The following is a 4,988-nucleotide window of genomic DNA, read 5'->3' on the forward strand; positions in this document are numbered from 1 at the left end:
ACAGCAAAACTCTAAGCAAGATGATTCTTCTCAAAGTAAGCAACAAAGCTCTAAACAAAATGATTCTTCTCAGAATAAACAACAAAGCTCTAAACAAAATGATTCTTCTCAGAATAAACAACAAAGCTCTAAACAAGATGATTCTTCTCAAAGTAAGCAACAAAGCTCTGGAGGTAATAGTATTTATGACTTTACCAAACCAGAAAAAGACCGTATTCATTCTCTACAAGATTTAATAGAGAAACTTAAAAAGTCTAGTGATTTTATTAATTACCATACATCTGACGATGAAACGATGCCTTATTGGATTTCTTACTATCGCCCTTCACTTGATGGAGAGAAATTACAGAAATATTTAATGCCCACTCTTTTAGAGAAACCCTGTGCTTCTCTAGAACAACTAAAAGAACATATTCCGATGAGCGGCATTACAATTACGAACGATTTACAAAAAATTGAGGATATGGTTTTAAAGGGGCATGCGATTATTCAATTGAATCAGCAAGATCAAAAGTGTATGCTTGCAAACATTGCAATTGATAATTATCGTGCACCAACCCCTCCTTTAAACGAATCAACTGTTATTGGTCCGCAAGAAGGTTTTGTAGAGGATATTGATACAAACATTAATTTAGTTCGAAAACGTCTTCCTGTTTTAGATTTACAAACAAAAGAAATGATTATCGGCGAGTTTTCCAAAACAAAAGTTGTCATGATGTATTTAGACAACCTCGCTGAAAAAGATAATGTAGATTTTCTAGAAGAGTCATTACGCGCTCTTGAATATGATCAAATTAATGATAGTGCTTATTTACAAGAATTAATGGGTGAAAAATCGATTTTTCCTCTCTATATCAATACAGAGCGCACTGATAGAGTTACAAAAGCACTAATTGATGGGAAAATTGCAATTTTTGTTGATGGTTCACCAAATGTTCTATTAACGCCCGTATCATATTTCGATTTCTTTATTTCACCAGAAGATTATAATGTCTCTTGGCTATATGCAACATTTTCAAGAGTTTTACGACTTATCGCTGTCCTTTTCTCGATTTGTGCAGCTCCATTATATGTTGCCGTTTTAAATTATCATTATGAACTAATTCCAAGCGATTTGCTGGAAACATTGATTTTATCTCGAGCGCAAGTTCCATTCCCACCTTTAATTGAAGCACTGTTTTTGGAATTAGTTATTGATTTATTAAGAGAAGCCGGCGCAAGGTTACCGATGAAAGTGGGGCAAACACTCGGTATTGTGGGCGGTATCGTAATCGGGCAAGCATCTGTACAAGCTGGGTTAACGAGTAACATTTTATTAATTATCGTTGCACTATCAGCACTCGCTTCTTTTATTACACCTATTTATAAAATGGGTAACGCTGTTCGATTACTACGCTTTCCTTTTCTTATGTTTGCAGAAATAGGCGGATTGTTCGGGATTTCTCTTGGATTTATCTTCTTATTTACTCATCTATTCAGGCTTACTTCCTTACGTAAGCCGTACGCTTTGTTTTATCCGACAAGACAACAATCCGTTAAGGACTCTTGGATTCGTTTTCCTTTAACAATGATTGATACAAGAGATGTACAAGCAAGACCACAACATGTAAAAAAATCAGCAAAAGGGATTTCAACAAAACATAGATCGGACTTTGATGATTAAGAAATGAGGTGCATTGATGAGTAAAGTTCAAGAAAAATATCAAATATCTCCTATCTTTGTTTTCTTCTTAATTCACGGTGCACAATTTGGAGCTGGCGTTCTCGGCTTCGCTCGAATTATAGCAAAAGCCGCCGGATACGACGGCTGGATAGGAGTTCTCCTCACAGGAATTATCATTCATATTCTCATCTGGATGATGTATTATTCATTAAAAAATACAGAAGGAAACTTAATTGATTTACACAAACAGATTTTTGGAAAATGGATTGGAAATGGTATTAGTCTCATCTTTATGGCTTATTTTTTTATTGTAAGTATTTCTGTCGTTCGAACCTATGTCGAAATTATTCAAGTGTGGATGTTTCCTAGCGCATCCACCTGGATGCTCACTTTCTTTTTATGTTTAATAAGTTATTACATTATTTCATCAGGATTCCGCGTCATTACAGGAATTTGTGTTATTTCCGTTGGTGGAACATTAGGTTATCTTTTTCTAAGTCTTTTCATTTTGAAATTCTCACATTGGGATAATTTACTTCCAATGTTTTCACATTCTTTTACAGATATTTTGAAAGCAGCTCAACTATCCATTTATAGTATGACAGGATTTGAAATTTTCCTTATGGTTTATCCGTTTGTTAAAGAACCAGAAAAATCCCATAAATTTGCACAATATGGTGCATTATTCTCTAACTTCTTATATTTATTTAGTACCATTCTCGCTTTTACATTCTTTAGCGAAAAACAACTACTCAAAACAATTTGGTCTCAACTGTCCATGACACAAGTTATTAAGCTTCCTTTTATCGAGCGACTTGAGTATATTGCTATTTCCGGTTATGCTCTCGTTATTATTACAAGCTTTATTCTACCTTTATGGGCCGCTACTCGAGGAACACATGAAATCTTTCGTGTAAAACAACGAGGTATTTTAATTGCATTTATGCTTATCACCTTAGTTGTTTCACAACTTTTAACAAATAGGCATGATATTAATGATTTTATTAGCAATACATCTAAAGTTAGTTTTTGGCTTATATATGTATACATCCCAATTCTATTTATTATTGTGTGGGTGAAAAAAAAATGGAAAAAACCAAAAGAAAATTAATACTTCTTATTTGCATCAGTGTCTTCAGTCTAACTGGTTGTTTACAAAAAAATATTATTGATGATGTTCAGCTCATTCAAGGAGCTGCCTTCGATACAGCAAAAGATAATAAAGTAAAAGTTACATTTGTTTGTCCCATACAAAAAAAGGGAAATAAAGTTCAAGTTTATGAAGGAACAGGAAACGCAGTAAAACAAGTAAAGGCAGATACATCTTTGGAATCTTCGCAACCGTTCGCAAGCGGGCAAATGCGTGTTGCCTTATTCACAACAAAGATTGCTAAAAAAGGATTATCAACTTCCTTTGACACATTAATTCGTGATGTGAATATTGGTAACTCACTGTATGTTGGACTATTAGAAGGCAGTGGTACTGAACTATTTAAAGGAAAATATAGTACCTCTTACAATGTTGCGATTTATATAAAAAAAATGTTAGAACATAATATGGACACTGGGCCATTGCCAACTGACAATTTATATTTAGGTGCATTCAGGTACTACCGTGAAGGACAAGATTCTTATATGCCTATCCTAAAAAAACATGGAGATAAAATAAAAATTACTGGTATTGGTCTTTTGAAAAAGGATAAGTTGGTCGGAACAATTAAGTATCACGATATGTTTGTTTTCAAAGGACTGCTAGAAAAGCACCGCTTGGACTCACATGAATTTAAAACAAATCCTGGCTATGCAATGATTAATAACATTCGTTCCGTTCCTACCTACGAAGTAAACATAAAAGATGGGAAACCTTCTTTCTATATTCACGTTAAGATGGATGCTCGTATTCAGGAGCTTTCTAGAAAATTTAATTTAGAAAACAAAAAAAATACAACAAAAATAGCCAAATCAATCGAAAAACAATTAGATGCAAAAGCTACAAAACTAATTAAACAGTTTAAATCTCTAAATGTTGATCCTCTTGCACTAGGAGCAAAATATAGACAACATTATCGCCCATTCAAATTAGAAGAATGGAGACAAATGTATAAAGATGTTCCGGTTCATATAAAATACACCGTAAATATTACAAATTCTGGTGTCATTGAATGAGAAATGATTGAACTCCTCTCTCCAGCATGATACAACGGAGAGAGGAGTTTTTTATTATCAAATAGAGAGAGAAGATATTTATGGGGGAGCTTATGTCTAAAAAATTAGTAAAGCCTATTTTAAATGGTATTTTATTTCTCGGTGTCTTTTTATTTGCTCATACATACTTAAAAAATGTTTCCTTCACACGTTATTTACTTGTCGTTATACCAATGTTACTCGTCGGTATTTTTGGCATCGATCTTATTTTATCCCTTTTAATAAAAAAAGAAGAATAACAAGCGAACATCTTATTTCGATAAGATGTTCTTTTCATTTCATAATCACCTTATGTTACAATGAAATTCGGCAGAAAACGAGAAAGGATGAAACAACATGGCAAACGAAAAAGGTTTAGATAAAGGATTCGAACTTGTTGCAAAAATGCATGAAGAGTTCGGACATCCTGTGAAAAATACTCCAACAAAACTAACAGAAGAGCGTGCAAAAATTCGTGCAAGTTTTATGCAAGAAGAGCTAGAAGAATTTCTAGAAGCAACGACTGTTGAAGATCAATACGATGCACTGATTGACCTTATTTACTTTGCATTCGGAACGTTTGCCGAAATGGGCGTACGTCCTGATAAAGGATTTGAAATTGTAAATAACGCAAACATGGCAAAACTATTCCCTGATGGAAAACCCCGATTCCGTGAAGGCGATGGCAAAATTCTAAAACCAGAAGGCTGGCAAGCACCAGAACCACAACTTCGTGCTGAAATCGAACGTCAGCGCAAAGAAGCTGAAAAAAACTGCTAGGATTTCCTAGCAGTTTTTTATTATGTCTTTTTTCTGCAATTCATTAATGACCCACGTGTCCCGCGTGTCCTGCTGCTCCACTAATGCTAGCTGCTCCTGCCGCTGCCCCTGCTGCTCCTGCTCCAATTCCACCTGCCCAAGGAGAAGATTGTTGCTGTTGATATTGTTGGTATTGTTGGTGCTGTTGGTGCTGTTGGTGCTGTTGGTGCTGTTGGTGCTGTTGACTATGTTGGCCTTGATGACCGTGTTGACCGTGGTGACCTTGGTGACCTTGGTGACCTTGGTGACCTTGGTGACCTTGGTGACCTTGGTGACCTTGGTGACCTTGGTGACCTTGGTGGCCTTGGTGGCCTTGGTGGCC

At 35.4% G+C, this 4,988-nt stretch carries 6 protein-coding genes; 5 read left to right on the forward strand and 1 reads right to left on the reverse strand.

Going from position 1 to position 4,988, the window contains the following annotated elements:
* From MR160_RS32640 to MR160_RS32660, 5 genes are all read left to right on the forward strand, one after another.
* Positions 1-1,663, forward strand: a 1,663-nt coding sequence (locus MR160_RS32640; protein ID WP_242299110.1) for a spore germination protein, incomplete at its 5' end; no start/stop codon positions are given.
* A 16-nt stretch (positions 1,664-1,679) separates the two neighbouring features.
* Positions 1,680-2,774, forward strand: a complete 1,095-nt coding sequence (locus MR160_RS32645; RefSeq protein ID WP_000049049.1) for a spore germination protein — start codon at positions 1,680-1,682, stop codon at positions 2,772-2,774.
* On the forward strand, positions 2,750-3,829 hold the full coding sequence (locus MR160_RS32650; protein ID WP_000416067.1) for a Ger(x)C family spore germination protein: 1,080 nt from the start codon (positions 2,750-2,752) through the stop codon (positions 3,827-3,829). Before MR160_RS32645 ends, MR160_RS32650 begins: the two co-directional genes overlap by 25 nt.
* A gap of 92 nt (positions 3,830-3,921) precedes the next feature.
* Positions 3,922-4,107: a macro domain-containing protein gene (locus MR160_RS32655; RefSeq protein WP_000038780.1), complete on the forward strand. Its 186-nt coding sequence runs from the start codon at positions 3,922-3,924 to the stop codon at positions 4,105-4,107.
* Between the two features lie 97 nt (positions 4,108-4,204).
* The gene (locus MR160_RS32660; protein ID WP_001262632.1) at positions 4,205-4,627 is read left to right on the forward strand and encodes a pyrophosphohydrolase domain-containing protein; all 423 of its coding nucleotides are present in this window, start codon (positions 4,205-4,207) and stop codon (positions 4,625-4,627) included.
* 43 nt (positions 4,628-4,670) lie between these two features.
* Here the strand turns inward: MR160_RS32660 and MR160_RS32665 are convergent.
* Positions 4,671-4,988 (reverse strand): hypothetical protein (locus MR160_RS32665; RefSeq protein ID WP_242299111.1); only part of this gene is annotated, 318 nt, incomplete at its 5' end.

Origin of the sequence: Bacillus cereus group sp. BfR-BA-01382, from assembly GCF_022663475.1 — a bacterium.
Lineage (GTDB): Bacteria > Bacillota > Bacilli > Bacillales > Bacillaceae_G > Bacillus_A > Bacillus_A thuringiensis_S.